General features: G+C 71.7%; 16 protein-coding genes and 2 pseudogenes. 9 read left to right on the top strand and 9 right to left on the bottom strand.

The genetic code is table 11. The annotated features are described in order from the left end of the window. Position 1: 1 nt before the first annotated feature. A complete protein-coding gene (locus tag ACWCP0_RS03840) occupies positions 2 to 2,089 on the bottom strand; it encodes a hypothetical protein (RefSeq protein ID WP_451077236.1) in 2,088 nt (695 codons plus the stop codon). Positions 2,090 to 2,281: 192 nt separating this feature from the next. On the opposite strand from ACWCP0_RS03840, the gene ACWCP0_RS03835 reads away from it, so the two are divergent. The 3 genes and pseudogenes from ACWCP0_RS03835 to ACWCP0_RS03825 form a co-directional block, all read left to right on the top strand. Beyond that, positions 2,282 to 2,890, top strand: a complete 609-nt coding sequence (locus tag ACWCP0_RS03835; protein WP_451077235.1) for a TIGR03086 family metal-binding protein — start codon at positions 2,282 to 2,284, stop codon at positions 2,888 to 2,890. 115 nt (positions 2,891 to 3,005) lie between these two features. Further along, on the top strand, positions 3,006 to 3,209 hold the full coding sequence (locus ACWCP0_RS03830; protein WP_451077234.1) for a TRIC cation channel family protein: 204 nt from the start codon (positions 3,006 to 3,008) through the stop codon (positions 3,207 to 3,209). A 208-nt stretch (positions 3,210 to 3,417) separates the two neighbouring features. Further along, a pseudogene (locus ACWCP0_RS03825) lies at positions 3,418 to 4,011 on the top strand (exonuclease); the annotation flags it as partial. A 10-nt stretch (positions 4,012 to 4,021) separates the two neighbouring features. Here ACWCP0_RS03825 and ACWCP0_RS03820 read toward each other — a convergent pair. Beyond that, positions 4,022 to 5,890, bottom strand: coding sequence for a peroxidase family protein (locus tag ACWCP0_RS03820; RefSeq protein ID WP_451077233.1), 1,869 nt, complete (start codon positions 5,888 to 5,890; stop codon positions 4,022 to 4,024). 278 nt (positions 5,891 to 6,168) lie between these two features. Between ACWCP0_RS03820 and ACWCP0_RS03815 the strand changes: the two are divergent. Then, a pseudogene (locus ACWCP0_RS03815) lies at positions 6,169 to 6,941 on the top strand (twin-arginine translocation signal domain-containing protein); the annotation flags it as partial. 200 nt (positions 6,942 to 7,141) lie between these two features. Here the strand turns inward: ACWCP0_RS03815 and ACWCP0_RS03810 are convergent. The 6 genes from ACWCP0_RS03810 to ACWCP0_RS03785 all read right to left on the bottom strand — a co-directional run bounded on the left by ACWCP0_RS03810 (position 7,142) and on the right by ACWCP0_RS03785 (position 11,435). Then, on the bottom strand, positions 7,142 to 8,533 hold the full coding sequence (locus ACWCP0_RS03810; RefSeq protein ID WP_451077232.1) for an 8-oxoguanine deaminase: 1,392 nt from the start codon (positions 8,531 to 8,533) through the stop codon (positions 7,142 to 7,144). Positions 8,534 to 8,767: 234 nt separating this feature from the next. Further along, positions 8,768 to 9,715, bottom strand: coding sequence for a factor-independent urate hydroxylase (pucL, locus tag ACWCP0_RS03805; protein WP_451077231.1), 948 nt, complete (start codon positions 9,713 to 9,715; stop codon positions 8,768 to 8,770). A 7-nt stretch (positions 9,716 to 9,722) separates the two neighbouring features. Then, positions 9,723 to 10,136: a hydroxyisourate hydrolase gene (gene uraH / locus ACWCP0_RS03800; RefSeq protein WP_451077230.1), complete on the bottom strand. Its 414-nt coding sequence runs from the start codon at positions 10,134 to 10,136 to the stop codon at positions 9,723 to 9,725. Continuing rightward, a complete protein-coding gene (gene uraD / locus ACWCP0_RS03795) occupies positions 10,136 to 10,645 on the bottom strand; it encodes a 2-oxo-4-hydroxy-4-carboxy-5-ureidoimidazoline decarboxylase (protein ID WP_451077229.1) in 510 nt (169 codons plus the stop codon). The genes uraH and uraD overlap by 1 nt, the downstream gene beginning before the upstream one ends. 155 nt (positions 10,646 to 10,800) lie before the next feature. Beyond that, on the bottom strand, positions 10,801 to 11,178 hold the full coding sequence (locus tag ACWCP0_RS03790; RefSeq protein WP_351222503.1) for a helix-turn-helix domain-containing protein: 378 nt from the start codon (positions 11,176 to 11,178) through the stop codon (positions 10,801 to 10,803). Further along, positions 11,175 to 11,435 (bottom strand): thiamine-binding protein, encoded by a 261-nt coding sequence (locus tag ACWCP0_RS03785; RefSeq protein WP_451077381.1) that lies wholly within the window; start codon positions 11,433 to 11,435, stop codon positions 11,175 to 11,177. Before ACWCP0_RS03785 ends, ACWCP0_RS03790 begins: the two co-directional genes overlap by 4 nt. A 247-nt stretch (positions 11,436 to 11,682) precedes the next feature. On the opposite strand from ACWCP0_RS03785, the gene ACWCP0_RS03780 reads away from it, so the two are divergent. The 4 genes from ACWCP0_RS03780 (at position 11,683) to ACWCP0_RS03765 (ending at position 15,918) form a co-directional block, all read left to right on the top strand. Next, on the top strand, positions 11,683 to 12,726 hold the full coding sequence (locus ACWCP0_RS03780) for a lytic transglycosylase domain-containing protein (protein ID WP_451077228.1): 1,044 nt from the start codon (positions 11,683 to 11,685) through the stop codon (positions 12,724 to 12,726). A 51-nt stretch (positions 12,727 to 12,777) separates the two neighbouring features. Further along, the gene (locus ACWCP0_RS03775) at positions 12,778 to 13,800 is read left to right on the top strand and encodes an RNA polymerase sigma factor (RefSeq protein ID WP_451077227.1); all 1,023 of its coding nucleotides are present in this window, start codon (positions 12,778 to 12,780) and stop codon (positions 13,798 to 13,800) included. A 263-nt stretch (positions 13,801 to 14,063) separates the two neighbouring features. After that, complete coding sequence (gene ku, locus ACWCP0_RS03770; protein WP_451077226.1) at positions 14,064 to 14,954, top strand: non-homologous end joining protein Ku; 891 nt, start codon at positions 14,064 to 14,066, stop codon at positions 14,952 to 14,954. Positions 14,955 to 15,219: 265 nt separating this feature from the next. Beyond that, positions 15,220 to 15,918: an SDR family oxidoreductase gene (locus ACWCP0_RS03765; protein WP_451077380.1), complete on the top strand. Its 699-nt coding sequence runs from the start codon at positions 15,220 to 15,222 to the stop codon at positions 15,916 to 15,918. 227 nt (positions 15,919 to 16,145) lie between these two features. Here ACWCP0_RS03765 and ACWCP0_RS03760 read toward each other — a convergent pair whose 3' ends face one another. Next, positions 16,146 to 16,349 carry a hypothetical protein gene (locus ACWCP0_RS03760; RefSeq protein WP_451077225.1) on the bottom strand — a complete coding sequence of 68 codons (204 nt, stop codon included), beginning with the start codon at positions 16,347 to 16,349 and terminating at the stop codon, positions 16,146 to 16,148. On the opposite strand from ACWCP0_RS03760, the gene ACWCP0_RS03755 reads away from it, so the two are divergent. Then, positions 16,348 to 17,577 carry a damage-control phosphatase ARMT1 family protein gene (locus ACWCP0_RS03755; RefSeq protein WP_451077224.1) on the top strand — a complete coding sequence of 410 codons (1,230 nt, stop codon included), beginning with the start codon at positions 16,348 to 16,350 and terminating at the stop codon, positions 17,575 to 17,577. The two genes, ACWCP0_RS03760 and ACWCP0_RS03755, sit on opposite strands and share 2 nt — an antisense overlap. Positions 17,578 to 17,796 lie beyond the last annotated feature (219 nt).

Raw genomic sequence — 17,796 nt, 5'->3', positions numbered from 1 at the left:
CTCACTCGCTTCGCGACGCGCGCCGTTTCCCGGAGGGCCTGGCGGACACGGCGGTCTTGACGGTGTGCGCCGCCGCGTCCCTCACCGCCCGCTCCGGGTGCCGGTCGCGCAGGTCGTGCAGGACACGCGCCGAGGTGGGCGGATCCGCGTCGGCCAGCGCACGGACGAGCGCCTTGGCGCCGCCCGGCCATACGGCGGCAGCCGCGTCGAAGGCGTCGAGGACCGCCGTGGGGACCGGGTCCGGCTCGCGGTTCTCGGCCGCGGCGGCGACGAAGGCGCGCATGTCCTCCGTCCAGAGGAGGTCCAGGTCCTCGAGGAGCAGGGTCGCGCGAGCGGTGACGGGGACGAGGGCCTCGTCGGCCGGCTCGTGGCGGGCGGCCAGGAGGCGGTGTGCATATGCGCCGGTGACGGGGTCGGTCACGGCCGCCCGGAGCGCGCCGACAGGGACGGCGGCGGCGTCGAGGTGGGCGAACAGCGTCGGAGTCGCCGTGTTCGGGAAGTCGGCGGCCTTGGCGGCGGACACGGCCGTCAGCAGCTCGCTCCAGGCCGCGTCCGTGCCGCCGCGGGCCGTCGTCCAGTCGGTCAGGGTGGCTGCGGCGATGGCCGGGGGCCAGTGCTGGACGGCGGCGACGGTCTCGGCGGCGCCCCAGGCGGCGACGTCCTCCCGGTCGGGGGCGGCGACCTCGCCCGCGGTCAGGATGTGGCGCATGACGGCGCTGCCGAGCGGGGTGAGGCCGTACGCGTCGCCGGTGCGGAAGACACAGCCTGTCTCGGCGAGTTGGTCGACGAGGCCGGCCAGGGCGTGTGCGTGGGCGTCGAGTTCGGCGCGGTCCGCATCCGTCAGCTCGGGGAGGGACAGGAGGCTCGCGAGTTCGGCCGTCGCCGGCGTCGCGTAGGCGACGGGGGCCGAGTCCGGGACGGGCACCGGGAGCTCCTCCAGGCCCGGGGCGACCTTCCAGCCCGCGATGTCGGCCGCCTTGCGGGCCACCGACTCCGGGGTGCAGCCGCGCTCGTAGAGGGTGTACAGGATGTGCGCCGCGTCGACGGCGTACTCCTGCTCCGGCCCGGCGGCCACGGGGATGCGTTCGACCAGCGCGGCCAGGATGTCGGCGCCCAGCTCGGTCAGCTCCTCCGGCGTGCCCTGGGTCCAGACCGCCGTGGCAGGGCCGGGGAATCCGCACCGCTCGGCCACTTCGCGCAGGTCGTCGCCCGCCGTTCCCGCCGCGAGGGCCGTGGGGAGCGGGGCCGCGTGCAGCAGGGCCCTGATGGCGTCCGGGTCCGGCGTCGCGGGCGGCGGAGGGAGCGGGATACCGGAGTCGGCGAAATAGTCGAGGTGCTCGTCGCGCGTGCGGTCCGCGAGGGCGAGGTGCGCAAGGTCCTCCGGGCCCGGTGCGAGCTCGGCGTACGGGCCGGCGAGGGCGTCGCTGAGGCCGGTGGCGGTCCAGCGGTCAGTCAGCTCGGCCGCGAGGCGCTCCAGCCGGTCCGGCCCGGCGGCGGGGTCCTGGGCGAGCAGGGCCTCGGTGAGGACGGCCCGGGCCACGAAGGTGCGGGCCGTGACGGCGGAGCGGTGCAGCGGTGACGGCAGTTGCGGGCGGTCGGCGTGTGGGGTCCGGGAGTGCGCCGCCAGCCAGGTCCGTACGGCATCGGCGTCGTCCGCGTCGACGCCGTCCGCCCGCAGCAGTGACGCGTACCAGCGCGGCCAGGTCAGGTTCCGCGGGTCCGTCATCGCCCGCTCGAACTCCGGCAGCGCCTCCTCCACGGCGGCGATCAGGCGGGCATGGCGCTTGGCGTTCAGCCTGCGTGCCGCCTTGACCCGGTCGGCGAGTGCCGTGAGCAGACCGGGCATGGCGGCGAGCTCGTCGGGCGTCACCGCCAGCAGCCCCGGCAGGTCCTCGTGCAGCACGCGGACCAGCAACTGCGGCGTCGGCTCGGGTACGCCCGCCCTGGTGTCCGCGCCGTGCAGGGCGAGGAGCGTGAGCACGGCGTCCGCGGGGCGTGCGGGCGGGGCGGCTCCGCGCTCCGACTCCGCCCGGGCGAGGAAGTCGTCGAGGCCGGTGTGCAGGGCAGCGGTGGGGGCGGTACGGGTCACCTCGGGAGCGTATGGGCGCCATGGGCGACTCGGCCGTCCTGGCGCGTACGGATGGCCCGATCGGGTGATCACCGGGAACCTCTGCGTCACCGAAGCGGACTCACGGATGGGACACCGACGGAACAGACGGGGCAGCGACGGGTCGCCGCTGGGACACCGATGAGTTTTTGTCGGCGGGAAGGTCTGCCAGTCATGGAGACGAACCACACGAACACCCCCGACCTGGGACCCGTCGCCGCCGCCATGGCACGGCTGGCGAGCGGCGTCGACGACGCGCGCCTCGGGGATCCCACCCCCTGTCCGAAGTACGCCGTACGGGAGCTCCTCGCCCACATCGTCGGGCTGTCCGTCGCTTTCCGTGACGCCGCGCGCAAGGACCTCGGCCCGACGACGGACACCGATCCGGGCACGGTCACCCCGGTGCTGGAGGACGACTGGCGCGGGACACTCCCCCGCGTCCTGGACGAGCTGGTGGCGGCGTGGCGCACCCCCGGCGCCTGGGACGGCGACACCCAGGCCGGCGGCGTCACGTTCCCGGCCGCGATCGCGGGGCGGGTCGCGCTCAACGAACTCCTCGTCCACGGCTGGGACCTGGCCCGCGCCACGAGCCAGGACCACGACCCGGACGAGGCGAGCCTCGCCGTGTCGTACGCCCTGCTCAAGCCGGCCGCGGACGACCCGGGACGTGGCGGCATGTTCGGCCCGGCCGTGCCGGTCCCGGACGACGCGCCGCTGCTCGACCGGGTCATCGCGCTGAGCGGGCGGAGCCCCGACTGGACCGGGGAGGCCGACACCCGCTGACGAGACCGGCGAAGGGGCGACCACCCCGTGCCCGCGGTCGGCGCACCCCCGGGGCTGCAACGGTCGCCCCCATGGCGGAGCATCCCGCGCCCCCGTCCCAGGAAGAGATCCGGGGGTGTCGCATGTGTACGAGATCCTCGGTCACTCGGTGCTCACGGTGGCGGCTCACTCGGGCATCATCGTCTTCGCCGTCACCGGGGCTCTGGTGGCCGTACGCGCGAGGTTCGACATCCGCTACGGCTGGCGCAGTCCCCTCGCCTGGAAGGGCGAGGCGCCTCCGGTCCCCCGGCCGGCCGGGCAACGGACCGGGGCCGGCTGAGGAGGACGGCGCACGCGAGCAGCGCGGCAAGCAGGACGAGCCCGCCCAGCACCAGGAAGCTGACCTCGACCGCCGAGACGAAGGCATGGTCGGCGGCGTCACGGACCCGGTCCCGTGAACCGCCCGGCAGCCGGGCGAGCAGTCGCTGCGCTCCCGACGCGTCGAAAACCCGGTGGCCCGCGGCCCGGCGGCCTGCGAGGCTCGCCCCATGCCTCATCCGTCGTCACCCTCCTCACCACGCACGCCGTCACGCCGTGTGAAGCCCAGCCTCTACATCTCCGTCGATGTCGAGGCCGACGGCCCGATCCCGGGCCCGTACTCGATGATCAGCCTCGGTGCGGCGGTGGCGGGGCGGCAGGACGCGCACGGGTACGTGCCGGCCGAGGACCACGGGGCACACACCTTCTACCGCGAGCTGCGGCCGATCAGCGAGGAGTTCGTCCCCGAGGCGCTCGCGGTGAGCGGGCTCGACCGGGACCGGCTGATCAGGGACGGCAGCGAACCGGCCGCCGCGATGGCCGCGTTCGCCGACTGGGTGCGCGAGGTGAGCACGGGGGCCCAGCCGGTGATGTGCGGTTACCCGGCCTCGTACGACTGGATGTTCCTGTACTGGTATCTGATCCGGTTCACCGGCGCGAGTCCGTTCGGCCACTCGGGATGTCTGGACATGAAGACCCTGTACGCGACGAAGTCCCGGCTCCCGCTGCGTGCCGTCGCCAAGGGAACGATGCCGCGCAGGCTGCTCTCGCGGCGACGGCACACTCATCACGCGCTGGACGACGCGATCGAGCAGGCGGAGCTGTTCAGCAACCTCATGCTGTGGGATCCGAACCCGGGTCCGGATCCGCACCCGGACCCGGCCCCGGCCCCGTGGCCGAAGCCGGAGCCGCATCCGGCACGGACTCCGGCCCCGGAATCGGGCCGTCCCCCAGCGGGTTGAGCTGGTCCGCCTCGCCGTCGAAGGCGAAGAGCAGCAGATCGGCCATCGTGAAGGCGCCGCGGCGTGCCGCGGGCAGGCTCGGGCGCCAGTCGGGATGGCGGACGATCGAGGTGCGACTGCCCTCCATCGCCCGGTGGAAGACCTCGGCGACGAGATGACCGCCGACGCCGGTGAGACGGCCGGGGTGGCGCGGGTTCGTCTCCGACTCACGGAGGATGTAGAACCAGAGCGGGGTGTGGGCGACGAGCTCGGCGCGCTCGGCGTCGGTCAGTGCGGACAGGTCCGCGCCGCTCCCCGACCCCTCCAGGATCTGGTCGGCGGTGAGGGGCTCGATGCCCATGTCAGCGGCCAGTTGGGGGCCGGTGGCGAGTTCCACCATCTCGGCGCGGGCGAGGTTGCGGAACGCCAGGTTGCGGTGGAGGGCGGGCGGAGCCGGCTGTCCCCGGCCCGCGAAGGTGCCGGTCGGCAGCAGGGTGAGCGGGTCGACGAGCCGTGTGTCGATGCGCTTGGCCAGGTTGAACTCGCCGGCCGGTACGGCGAGGTCGTCGCGGCCCGCCTCCGCGAAGTCGAAGAGCCTGCGGAAGTCGGCGACCCAGTTGCTCGGCAGGCGCAGGTTCTCGCCGGACTGCGGGTCGTCGAGGTCGCTGAGGTCGTCGGGGTTCCCGCTCGGCGCAGTGAGGTTTCCCGCCGTACCGCTGAAGCGGAAGAGCAGCGCCAGCGACGCGGCGCCGCCGGGCCCATCCGTGCGGAAGACCCGGTTCCACTGGTAGGCCGCGCGGATCATGCTGTGGCCGAGCCGGTACGCGGCGACGGAGAACTCCAGCGGCATCGTGGGCCGAGCGCCCGGGCGGTACGTCCCCGGGGCGTCGAAGTGGCGCCGCCCGTAGGTGAAGACGCGCGACACGATCTCCGGGTCGACGATCCGCGGCAGGAAATCGGTGCGCAGCATCCACTGGTAGTGCTTGACGACGGTCTCGCGGGCGGCCCGGAAGAGCAGCGGCTCGGGCACGCCGCTCGCGGCCAGGTGTGCGTGGACCTGGTTGTGCAAGCGGATGAAGGCGAGATGGAGCTGCCCGACGGCCAGGTTCTCGTCGTTGCGGGCGTCGGGAATGAGCGCGGCACGCTGGTCGGCGCGGGTCCCACCGGCGCTCTCGCCGGCCCGCGGCAGGTCGAAGCCCTTCAGGTCCGTGTTGGCGGGCGGGAAGTCGGGCGGGAACGGCACGCCGAGTGAGGTGCCTGCCTTCAGCCTCCCGTCGGGCTCGTAGAAGCGGGTGCTCGTGCGGTGGTCGGGGCCGAGGCCGTAGACGGAGTCGAGGTCGAGGGCGGGTGAGCGGCCCTGGCGCAGGTCCTCGTCCTCGACCGGTTCGCCGAGCGCGGCCCGGGTGTTGTCGAGGGTCAGGTCGTGGTCGACGAACTGGCCGAGATAGGTGAATCCCGCCGGGATCCCCGGCGCGCCGTCCGCGTCGGAGTCGGGGTCCGGCCCTGCCGCGGCGGTGGTCATCGCCTCGGCCAGCTTGGCCCGCAGCTGCTCGCCGATCGGGGCGCCCCGCTGCTTGCTCAGCCGGGAGAACCGGAAGGCGCGCCGCTGCTCCTCGGCGGTGGGGGCGCGCGAGGCGCCGTGCTCTCCCCCCGGCCGCGGCTCGAGGACGCGGCCGTCGTGCCCTTCCCGGTCCTCGGTGCCGTCGTGCCCTTCCCGGTCCTCGTTGACGACGTAGTAGGTCTCACGATGGTGACGGTGCATGAAGTGCCCCCGGTTCTGTCCCCCGTACCACGCGGGGTTCGTCCCGCGTGGCGGTCGTGCGTCCCTGTCTGCCCTGTACGACGCCATACGTCCGGGGCCGGTTGTGTCCCCCGCCGAATGCGGCCGAATCCCGCCGTGGACGAGGCGCACGCGACCGTCCCCCCACGCGTGATCAAACGATCAATTCGCTCAACTCTGCCCAAATACTTGAGCACTTGACCGAAGCGGTGTGAGAAACCGGTCACTTCGCAACGCCCTCCCCCGGCTCCGGAGACCCCATGAAGACCGCCTGGACCCGTCGCGGCTTTCTGCGCGTGACCGGCTGCACCGCCTGCGCCCTCGCCCTTCCCACCGCCTCCCTCCCCTCCTCGGCCCTGTCCGCTCCGGCACACGCCGCGACGGACGCCGACGCCTACGACACGCTCCGCGCCACCTGGCGCGATCCGATCCTCGGCACCGGATTCAGCCCCACGGCCGAGCCGTTCAGGACGAAGCTCGCTCAGCTCGGCACCGCCGCCGCGGGCCGGCGCGACTCCATGGCCCCCGCGAGCGGCTCGCTCTGGCCCGATCTCGTCTTCGCCGACCCGGAACCGGACACCGACCAGGAGTCGTACGGCTACTCGGCGAAGATCGTGGACAGTTACGCCCGGCTGCGGACCATGGCCGGGCGTACGTACGCCAGGGCACCGGACTCACCGGGAACGCCGCCCTCGCGGCCGACGTCCTCACCGGCCTGGACCACCTCCACGCCCAGGTCTACAACGAGAACCGGACGCGGTACGGCAACTGGTACAGCTGGCAGATCGGCGCCTCGCAGATCATGCTCGACATCTGCGTGCTCCTGTACGACCAGCTCTCCGCCACCCAGATCGCCCACTACTGCGCGGCCGTGGACCACTTCGTGCCGGACTCCGCGGTCGCGAGCTACACCGGCACGAGCACCGGCGCGAACCGCGTCGACCTGTGCCGCGTCCTGGCGCTGCGCGGAGTGGTCGGCAAGAGCTCGGCGAAGCTCGCACTCGCCCGGGACGCGCTCTCCCCCGTCTTCCCGTGTCACCTGACCGGCGGCTGATGCCCTGATCCCCTCCCGGTGCCGCCGATACCGCCGGTACCGCCGGCAGCCCCGGCGGACCATCCCCGGGGGGTGCGTGCCTTTGGCGCACGCCCCCCCGGTGACGGCTGCCGTGGACCCCGCTCGGGTTCACGGCCGCCGGCCGAGGGCCGTCCCCCTCGGCCGGACTACCGGGGGTGTCAGGCCTGCGCGGCGATCCGCGCGAGGCGCTGGGCCTCGTCCCGCGTGGAGCGGGCGATGGCGTCCTCGTCGACGTGCAGCAGCCGGCTGTCCTCGACGACCGGCTTGCCGTTGACGAGCGAGAGCGTGACCGGGGCCGCCGCGCCGAAGACGAGGGCGGTCACCGGGTCGGCGATCGAGGAGTGGGCCAGCGTGTCCAGCTTCCAGAGCACCAGGTCGGCGAGCTTGCCGGGCTCCAGGGAGCCGATCTGGGAGGCGCGGCCGAGGACCTGGGCGCCTCCGTACGTACCGAGCCGCAGGGCCTGGCGCGCGTTGAGCGCGCGCTCGCGGTGCACGGTGCTCAGGCGGTTGATCAGCAGGGCGTTGCGCAGTTCGGTGTGCAGCTCGCCCGACTCGTTGGAGGCGGTGCCGTCGACGCCCAGGCCGACCGGCACACCGGCGGCGAGCATGTCCGGCACGCGGGCGATACCGGCGGCGAGGCGGGCGTTGGAGGACGGACAGTGGGCGACACCGGTCCTCGTGCGGGCGAAGGCCTCGATGTCGGAGTCGTTCATGTGGACGCAGTGGGCCATCCACACGTCCTCGCCGAGCCATCCGGTCGACTCGAAGTAGTCGGTCGGGCCCATGCCGAACAGCTCGTGGCAGAACTTCTCCTCCTCCACGGTCTCCGAGCCGTGGGTGTGCATCCGCACGCCCTTGCGGCGGGCCAGCTCGGCGCCCTGCCTGAGCAGTTCGGTCGAGACGGAGAAGGGGGAGCAGGGGGCGACCGCGATCTGCGTCATCGAGTCGAAGGAGGCGTCGTGGTGCTTGTCGATGGTCTCCTCGGTGGCGGCGAGGGCACCTTCGAGGGTCTCGACGGCGAAGTCCGGCGGCAGGCCGCCGTCCTTCTCGCTGCGGTCCATCGAGCCACGGGCGAGGGTGAAGCGGACACCCGTCTCGGACGCGGCACGGATGATCGCGCCGGAGAGGTCGCCGGAGCCCTTCGGGAAGACGTAGTGGTGGTCCATCGCGGTCGTGACGCCGCCACGGGCCATCATCGCGAGCGAGCCCTGGGCCGCGGAGTACGTCATCTGCTCGTCGATGCGCGCCCACGTGGGGTAGAGCGCGACCAGCCAGTTGAAGAGGTTGTGGTCCGTGGCGAGGCCCCGGGTGATCCACTGGTAGAAGTGGTGGTGCGTGTTCACCAGGCCCGGGGTGACGAGGTGGCCGGTGCCGTCGATACGGCGGACCACGTTCTCCAGGTTCTCGGGTGCCTTCCCCGCGCCGATCGACTCGATCCGGTTGCCGGCGACGACGACGTACCCGGAGGCGTATTCGGTGTCGTTGGCGTCCACGGTCGCGATCGCACAGTTCTCGATGACTGTGCGCGGGGCTGCTGCCGATGCTGCCATGGCGGTGCGTCCTTTGTCTGCGGTGGCGGTCAGGGCACGGCAGGACCCTAGGGGGAGTTGAGTGCCACGGCCGCGGGACCGTGGGTGCCGAAAGGGAAACAGCAGGTGGGGGTCCGGTGGGTCCGGTACGGGGACGCCGCGGCGGACAGATGCGGCGTACACGTGTCAAGCAAAGCACGCCACCGGCGTACGGCCCCGCCTCCGGTCGGGCGGGGGCCGTCCGCCGGCCATGCGTCAGAGGTTGGTCAGGTCGACGGGGATCCGCGGCTCGACGCCGTCGCGCAGGATCGTGGCCTCGATCAGGCCGTACGGGCGATCGGCCGCGAAGTAGACCTCGTTGTCGTTCTTGAGCCCGAAGGGCTCCAGGTCGACGAGGAAGTGGTGCTTGTTCGGCAGGGAGAAGCGGACCTCGTCGATCTCCGAGCGGTGATTGATGATGCGCGCACCCATCTGGTACAGCGTCTGCTGCAGGGAGAGGGAGTAGGTCTCGGCGAAGGCCTGGAGCATGTGCTTCCTCACCTGCTCGTAGGACTTCTCCCAGTGGGGCATCCGCTGCTCGTCGTCGGTCCAGTTGAACCGCCAGCGACCGGAGACCTGGGTGGCCAGGATGCGGTCGTACGCCTCCGGCAGCGTCGTGTACTTGTCCTTGACGTAGCCCCAGAACTCGGAGTTCGTCGAGTTCATCACGACCAGGTCCTTGAGGCCGGAGATGACCTCCCACGTCGAACCGTCGTAGGTGATCTGGGTGACCCGGGTCTCCTGGCCCTTGCGGACGAAGGAGTGCTTGACCTCGTCCGCGCCGATGAACCTGGAGTTGGCGTCGGAGGTCTCGATGCGCTCCCAGGCGTACTCCTCGATACGGATGCGCGCCCGGTGGATCGGCTCCTGCGAGGTCACGAAGTGACGGGCGAGGTGGATGCCGAACTGCTCGGCGGACTCGATGCCGTGCTCCTTGGCGAACGCGTACACCGTGTTCTTGGTGGTGTCCGTGGGCAGGACGTTCGCGTTCGATCCGGAGTAGTGGACGTCGTCCATGTCGCCGGAGAGGGCGACCGAGACGTTCAGGTCCTTGATGTGGTGGGTGGCACCGTCGCGCGTGATCTTGACGACGCGGTTCTCGGCCTTGCCGTACTGGTTCTGTCCCAGCATCACAGGGCGGGCGGGTCGGGAATGGGCTGTCATGTGTCTGCTAGCTCCCTCGGTAAACGGAGTAGCCGAACGGGTTGAGCAGCAGCGGTACGTGGTAGTGCTCGCCCGGTACCACGGCGAAGGTGATCGCCACCTCCGGGAAGAACACCCCGGCGGCACCGCTGTCCCGATTCGCGGGGGCGTCCTGCTGGGCTTCGGCTTGCTTCTTCGAGCTGTGCTCGTTCAAGAAATACGGCTCGGTCTCGAAGTCGAGCCGTACGTGGGTGGTGCCCTCCGGCAGCGCCGGAAGGTCCTTGCAGCGCCCGTCCGCGTCGGTCGCGGAGCCGCCGAGCGCCACCCACTCCGCGCCGGACCCGGCTCGGGCCGACAGGGAGACGGCGACGCCCTCGGCGGGGCGTCCGACGCTGGTGTCCAGGATGTGCGTGGAAACCGACGCGGTGGTCCCGGTGCTCATCAGTTCTCTTCCTCCACCAGGCGGCCCAGCCGGATGCGGTTGATCTTTCCCAGTTCGGTGCGGACGATCTCCCGCTCCTGCTCGGGCGAGTTGTCGATCCGCTCGCGGACGGCGTCCCTCATCTGCTCACCGGTCCGGCCGGTGGCGCAGATCAGGAAGACGTGGCCGAACTTGTCCTGGTAGGCCAGGTTGAGTTCGAGCATGTCGGCCTTGAGCTCCTCGGCGGCGCCGGCCATTCCGCTCTGTTCGCGGGAGGAGGTCGGGTCCCCGGGCTTCGGGCGACCGATCGGCGGGTGCCCCGCCATAGCTTCGGCCAGATCCTCGGCGGTCAGCTCGGCCATGGCGGCGTCACTGGCGGCGAAGAGGGCTTCCACGGTGGCGTACGGGCGCTGGGCGAGCAGCTTGCTCCCCCACGCCGAGCTGGCACACACCTCGTGCAGCGCGGCCTGGGCCGCACTGTCCGGCGAGGTGTTGAACCGGGCGAGGCCCGGTACGGAAGTCGAAGACACGGGAGCCTCCGTGGCTGTTCTGCACTGTGCGTCGGACGGGCTGGGGACAGCTAACGCCTTCAGCCAACACCGCGTCAACACTTTGTTGAAACTCCGGTGACACAAAAGCCGCCGTCCCGACATCCGGACGGCGGCTGTCTACGCATGGCGATCAGCTACTCACTCTTCGCGGCATTCTCACGGTTGAGATAGTTGTACACAGTGAACCGGCTGACACCGAGCGCACTTGCCACCGTCTCCACCCCGTGCCGCACCGAAAAGGCACCACGTGCCTCCAGGAGCCGGACGACCGACTGCTTGGTCTTGCGGTCCAGCGCGGAGAGCGGCATGCCGTGGCGGCGCTCCAGCGCGACCAGGATGTGGTCCAGCGACTCGGAGAGCTGGGGCAGCCGCACGGCGACGACCTCGACGCCCTCCCAGGCCAGGACGACGTCGTCGCGCCCCGCCTGCTCGGGCCGGAGCAGCTCCGCGCCCATGGCGTCCACCAGCGGCTTCACCGCGATGACCAGCGGGTGGTCTGCCGACTCGGTCACTTCTCGCCCTCCCCCGTCTCCCCGATCACATTGACCTGGAGCGAGACCCGGGTGGCGCCGGCTCCGAGAGCCTTGCGCAGCAGCGAGTCGACGGCGGTGAGCACCTCGTCCGCGCTGCCTTCCGCCGTGTTTCCGAACGGCCCGACGTCGACGGCGTCGAGGTCCGCCGCCTGGATGACCTCCCGCGCCACCAGCGCGTGGGCGGGGGCCTCATCCAGGTCGAACGGTTCGGTCGTGAACTCCACTCTCAGTCGCACCATGCCCCCACGTTAAGCCCGGCCGCGCCGGCCTCCGCCGCCGGTCCGGAAATTGCGCGGCTTCCGCGCGACGGACCGGCGCCCGGCCGCCGTAGAGCCGGTGAGGGAAGCCGCGCCGGGCCTCATCTCCGGTGCGGTGTCAGGACTGGGAGGGGATCGCGGAATGGCACAGCGCACGCGCACAGTTGCCGGAGGTGCCGGAGGTGTCAGAGATGTCAGAGGTGTCAGGGGCGTCAGAGGTACGGCGGTGGCGGCTGCGGCCATGGCGGCGCTGACCGCCTCCCAGGCGCCGGGGGCACAGGCATCCCCGCCCGGCACGGAGACGGTGCCCGCCGGAGCCGGGCGGTCAGGCGTCGCAGGCGACAGCGCGTACCGCACCGAGCTGCCGCCGCTGCGGGCACCGGTCACGGAGGGCGAGGGCGGCGCGGACGGTGCGCCGGGCGGCTCCGGCACGACTGCCGTGGGCGCACTGCCGGCCACCGTTCTCGCCGCGTACCGGGGGGCGGAGTCCGCGCTCGCGACGGCCGCCCCCGGCTGCGGCCTGCGCTGGCAGCTGCCGGCCGCGATCGGCCAGGTCGAGTCCGGGCATGCGCGCGGCGGGCGGGTCGCCCCGGACGGCACGGCTCTCACGCCGATCCTGGGGCCGCGGCTGGACGGCAACGGGTTCGCGGCGATCAGGGACACGGACGGCGGCAGGTACGACGGGGACGTCCGGTACGACCGCGCGGTCGGCCCCATGCAGTTCATCCCGTCGACCTGGGCCGTCTGGGGCGCCGACGGCAACGGGGACGCAGCGGCCGACCCGCAGAACGTCCACGACGCGGCGCTCGCGGCGGGCCGCTACCTGTGCGCGGGCGGACGGGACCTCCTCGACCCGTACGACCTGGACCGCGCGATCCTCGCCTACAACCACTCGACGGCCTATCTCCGTACGGTCAGGGCCTGGTTCGCGTACTACCTCGAAGGGCACGGTGTGGTTCCGGAGCGGCGCGGCACCGCGCGCCCGCAGTCGCGCCCGGCTGCCTCGGCGCGGTCCGGTCGACCGGGGGAGGAAGGGCCGGCAGCACCGTCCTCCCCGGCTCCCTCGCCCTCGGCGTCCTCCGGGACCGACCCCGCGGGCGGCCAGGAGGACCCACCACAGGCGCCCGTAAGTCCCCTCCCCGGAAAGGGTGTTGAGCTGCCGGTCGCAACTCCCGGCGACGGGGTGCTGCCGAGCACGACTCCGCTGGTCGGCAACGGTACGGATTCGATGGGCGCCGGCCTCTCCACAACCCCGGATACCCGGCGGTAATGTCGCGCCCGCCGGGCGGCAGGGACCGGCGGTGAGCGCGAAGGGGCCCTCATGGCGGAAACGTCTCAGGACCGGTGGCAGCGCGCATGGAGCCACCGGGAGCAGCTGCTGAAGGTGGCCCGCCGCAGATCCATGAGCGTCGAGGACGCCGAGGACGCCGTGCACGAGGCGATGCTGCGTGCCGCGGAGAATCCGCACCTCGACGACGAGCGGCTGGGCGCCTGGCTGACGACGGTGACCATGCGGCTCTGCGTCGACCGCTACCGCCAGGTCCACCGCGAGGCCGAGGTGCACAACAGTCCGACACTGATCACGCCGGGCCCGGCGCCCGTCGAGGACGTGGTGTGCGACCGGGCCGAGGCGAAGTGGCTGGCCGTACGCAGCGGGGAACTGCCCGCCCGGCAGGCCGAGGCGCTCTGGCTGAAGGCCGAGGACCTCGACGTCGGGCAGGTCGCCGTGAAGATGGGGCTGAGCTACCGCACGGTCGAGTCGCTGCTGGCGCGGGCCCGGCGGACGCTGCGCAATTCCCTGGCCGCGACGCTGGGCCTCGCCGTGTGGCTGTGCGACCGCTGCCGGCCGCGAACCCTGGGCAACGCGCAGGCCGTGGCCGTGGCATCGACGGCAGCGGCCACGCTGGTCGTCGCGGGGTTCGTCCTGCCGTACGACCACGGCGGGGACGTTCCGCCCGTCCCCTCGCCGGGCACGTCCGACACCGGGGAGGTGCGGGTGGCGGGCGACGAGGCCCGTCGCCCGCCGGTCCCGGCCTCCGCCGCGAGCCCGGTGACCTCGTCCCTCGTCCCGAGCCCCACCTCGCCGCCGTCGCCGCTCCTGCCGGTCGTCTCCGTGCCGCCGCTGCCATCCCTGCCGTCGCCCGACGTCCCGGAGGTGACGGACGTGGTCCGGGGTGCGTCGCTGCCAGCGCTGCCCACACCGCCGCTGCCACTGCCCAGCGCGAACATTCCGGGCGCACCCGGCGCGGCGGCTGCGCCCGCGCCGTCCGCACCACCCGCGCCGTCGGTACCGCCGCTGCCCACGTCGGTGCCGCCCGTCCCGATGGGCGCGCCGACGCCGTGAAGACGGCGATCACACGGGAAACGCACAACGCTGCCCGACGTGAACGCCACACCCCTTGTACCGAATAGGGTCCGGGCAGGATCTGCACGTTGCCGGCAGCGCATCCCTGCCGGTCACGCCGCTGGTACAGGTTCAGTGGATCCCCGGACGTCTTGCAGCCGCAGCCGCCTTCACCGTCCTCGGGTTTCTGGTCCCCGCACCCCGCATGCCACCTCGCGCCGCCCGCCATACCCTGGTGGTCCGAGGGGGTCTGGAGGTGCACGATGCCCCGCCCTGTGTGGTCCGGAGCGATCAGCTTCGGCCTGGTCACGATCCCGATCAAGCTGCTGCCCGCGACCGAGGACCGCAGTGTCCACTTCCGGCAGATCCACCTCGAGGACCAAGGGCTGATCCGCTACAAGAAGGTCTGCGAGCTCGACGGCAAGGAGTTGTCCCAGGCCGAGATCGCCAAGGGGTACGAGCTGCCGGGCGGGGACACGATCACGATCACCGACGAGGAGCTGGAGGCGATCCCGTTGCCGACGGCGAAGGCGATCGACATCGAGGGGTTCGTGCCCGCCGCGAGCATCGACCCGATCCGGATCGGTGACGGCTACTACCTGGCTGCGGACGGGCCTGTGGCGGCGAAACCGTACACGCTGCTGCGGAAGGCGCTGGAGCGCAGCTCGAAGGTCGCGGTCGCCAAGATGGCCTTCCACGGCCGTGAGCGCCTCGGCCTGCTGCGGACGGTCGGCGACGCGATCCTGATCCACATGATGCGATGGCCGGACGAGATCCGGAGCTCCGAGGAGCTGACGCCTCCGGCGACCGAGCTGCGCGAGGACGAGGTCGAGGGCGCGCTCGCGCTGATGGACACGATGAGCACCGAGGGCATGCCGGACCTGCACGACGAGTACCGCGCGTCCCTGGAGCAGGTGATCGCCGCCAAGGTCGGGGGGAAGGCACCCCCGGAGACACCGGAGCGGGAGGAGCCGGCCGGGCAGGTCGTGGACCTGATGGCCGCCCTGAACGCATCGGTGGCGGAGGCGAAGGAGCGGCGCGGCGACGCGACGGTGCACGAGATGCCGAAGAAGAAGGCGGCCGCGAAGAAGAAGACGGCCGCGAAGAAGACCGCGGCCAAGAAGACGTCAGGCCGCAAGCCCCGCAGCGCCTGAAGGCCTGAGCCGGAGCCTGCCCGCTCACCGGGGATGCCCCCTTCTGCACGTCGACACCCCCGCCCCGGTCTCCGCCGTCCTGGACATGCCCTTCTGTACGTCCTCGCAGGTGGGCCACGGGCATGTCCGGTACGCGCAGCTTGGCCGTCGAGTGCGGAAGAGGTAGGGACGCAGGTGCAGTCGAGTGACAGGTGGATGAGCCGCTGTCCGGGGCCTAGCGTCGGAAGAAGGGAGGTTTCCACATCCGCGCGCAAGGAGGGTGATCATGGACATCACAGGTTCGGTAGCCCTTGTCACGGGTGCCAACCGTGGCATCGGGCTGGCCTTCGCCCAGGCACTGCTCGCTCACGGCGCCGCCAAGGTTTACGGCGGGGTCCGGGAGCCGGAGACCCTCCGGGACACCGGGCTTGTTCCGCTGCGACTGGATGTCACCGACGAGGAGCAGGTCGCCGCAGCCGCACGTGCCGCCGGCGATGTCAGCATCGTCATCAACAACGCCGGGGTCGCCGGTGGCCCGTCCCTCCTCGAGGGATCATTCGACGGCGCCAGGCGCGAGATGGAGGTCAACTACTTCGGCACCTGGGCTGTCTCGCGTGCGTTCGCGCCCGTCTTGGCCGCCAATGGCGGCGGTGCGCTGGTGAACATGCTGTCCGTGGCATCGTGGGTGGCCAACAGGCGGCTTCCGAGCTACGCGGCCTCCAAGTCCGCACAGTGGTCGCTGACGAACGCCTTCCGACTGGCGCTGCGGGAGCAGGGCACGCTGGTGGTCGGCGTGCATGCCGGCTATGTCGACACCGATTTGGCGGCGGATATCGACTCCCCGAAGATCCTTGCGGCCGACGTGGCCGAGAAGACGATGGCAGCGCTGCTCAATGACGAACCCGAAGTGCTGGTGGACGAGGCCACCCGCCACGTACGCGCCGCGCTCTCGGGGGAACTGGAGGCTCTGTATGCCAATCGGTGACCGCCCCGACCCGCCGCCGTCGTCCTGACCGCCGAGCAGGCCGGTGACGCACCCGCGTTCCCGGCATCAGGGGCAGCGGACATGGCGGGCTCGTCCGCTCAGGCCGCACGGCAGGAACGCCGGCGCCGGCCGCTGCGTGCGATGACTGGACGTGGCCGGCATCCAGGCCGAGCTGACCGCCCTCGGAGCGACGCAGGCATTCCCGGGGACCGTCCCAACCCGCAAGATCATCGGGTTCCGCGGTCGTGGTGGCGGAGCTGGGCGGAGCTGGTACCGGCGGTGGCGGCGATACGGTACGGCTCTGCTCGCTCGGCGAGCAGAAGCAGATCGCCGGGGTCAGGGTGGAAGCACTGCTCGTGGGCAGTCCGGCCGGTGCCCTGGCCCCGGATGTCAAGGACACACGAGCGATACGCGAAGGGCTCGGACACCATGACAGAGAAGATCTCTGGCGCCCACGACGACCAGGACGACGACCCGAGCCCCGGAAGGGCCGCCGGATCCGGAGCGCCGGTGATCTTGAGCAACAAGCCCGGCTCGTTCGCCAGGGGCGTCCTGGAGAGGCGCCATCCCGCGCTGATCCGGCAGGTACGCGACGCTTTCCCGTACGGTCCCCGGCAGCACCGGGCCCTCGACGCTCTCCTGGACGAGATCACCGACGGTGTCGTCGAACCGCTCGAGGCATCGGACCCGGACCTCGAGCTCTGGTCGGCCTGGGGGCGGAAACACTTCGGACGATCGTGGTTCGACGTCCCGTTCCTCTGGGCCGAGAGCTACTTCTACCGCAAGCTCCTCGCCGCCGTCGACTACTTCGGTGAGGGGCCATGGCAGGGCGTCGACCCCTTCATGCCCTTCAAACAGGCCGAACTGCGCGGTGCGGCGGTGGACGAGGAACTCCGGGCCCTGGACGAGCTCGCCGATGCGCCCGCCGACGAGCGGGCCACGGCCTTGCTGTACGCCTCGCTCTGGGGCAACCGCGCAGACCTCGGCTTCCGTGCCTCGGCGGATGAACCAGCGCCCGGCGACACCGACCCCAACCTGGTCGCCGACGACAGCGCCGAGCTGTGGTCGCTCCTGCCCGCAGGGGCGCCGGCGACCGTCGCCGTAGTGGCGGACAACGCCGGACGGGAGCTGATCCCCGACCTGATCCTCATCGACCACCTCCTCGGACACCGTCACGCCGAGCGGGTCGTACTCCACGTCAAGCCCTACCCGTACTACGTATCCGACGCGACGACGGCGGATGTCGTCGACTGCCTCCGTCGCCTCGCCCAGGCGCCCGGTGAAGCGGGCAGGATCGGCGGGCGCCTCTGGGAGGCCATGCGGACAGGTCACCTGGAGGTGCGCACCCACCCGTTCTTCTGCGCTCCGCTGCCGTACGAGGAGATGCCCGAGGAACTGCGGAAGGAGTTCGCGGCTGCCGCGGTGACCATCCTGAAGGGCGACCTCAACTACCGCCGCCTTGTCGGTGACCGGCTGTGGGAGGCGACGACGTCGTTCGCGGACGTCTCCGCGTATTTCCCGGGGCCCGTCGCAGCGCTCCGCACCCTGAAGTCCGATGTCGTCGTCGGGCTGGAGCAGCAGAAGTCGAGCGCTCTCGAACGGTCCGGCCAGACTTGGCGCACCAGCGGTACTCACGCGCTGATCCAAGCTCGGCGGTAGACGGGAGGTATCCCGACGCCCTTCTAAGAAGGCCGGCCACCACGCTGCGGAAGTCGCCTGACCACACGCCGGCCTCCGGTCGGCCCGTTCGGGAGGGAATCGCGCCTTGGGGCGCCCTGAAGGAAGCTGCCACCAAGCGCCATGCAGCACTTCGGTCTTCAGGCAGACCCGAACGCGCGCTCGCGTTTTCTTCGGGATGAGACCGGGTCGAGGTCGTCG

The sequence above is a fragment of the Streptomyces sp. NPDC001970 genome (assembly GCF_053594115.1).
This window is presented reverse-complemented; position numbering and strand designations above follow the sequence as displayed.